This is a genomic window from Streptomyces sp. AC627_RSS907, from assembly GCF_019049165.1.
In genome coordinates, this window is sequence record NZ_JAGMUE010001023.1 from 1 (window position 1) to 593 (window position 593).

At 74.5% G+C, this 593-nt stretch carries 1 protein-coding gene; it reads right to left on the bottom strand.

What is annotated here, in order from left to right:
• The coding region (locus KUM32_RS40030) for a thioester reductase domain-containing protein (RefSeq protein WP_217146633.1) at nucleotides 1-593 on the bottom strand (593 nt) is incomplete at both ends.

Consider the following 593-nt stretch of genomic DNA (forward strand, 5'->3'; position numbering starts at 1 on the left):
CGAGCCGGTGCAGGGTGACCGGAAGGCCACGCTCCGCCGCCTGCTCCAGGAGTCGTTCGGAGGCCCACTTGCTCTGCTGGTAGCCGTAGATGAGGCCGGGGTGCGGCGGCAGGAACGCCTCGGGCACCTCGGGGCTGCGGCTGTACGGCGGGGCCGTGGAGAGCGTGGAGACCAGGTGGAACGGGATGCTCCGGTCGGCCGCCAGGCGCAGCAGCTCCCGGGTGGACTCCGTGTTGGCGCCGCGCAGGCTGGAGTACTCGCGCATGATGCTGACGGTCGCGGCGTTGTGGAAGATCGCGTCGCAGCTCGCGGCGAGTTCGGCCAGCCGTTCCGGGGCCAGGCCCAGGTGCGGGCGGCCCAGGTCGGCCGGCTCGGCGACGATGCGCCGGGCGGCCTCGCCGACGGCGAGTTGCTGCTCGTCCAGCGCCTGCCGCAGCCGGGCGGTGGCCTGCTCCCGGTCGGCCGCCCGTACCAGGCAGACGACCTCGGCGTCCGTGCTGGTCAGCAACTCGGCCAGCAGGTGGGCGCCGACGAAGCCGGTGGCGCCGGTGAGCAGCACCTGACGCGGCGGCGCCGTCGGATCGACCCGGGTC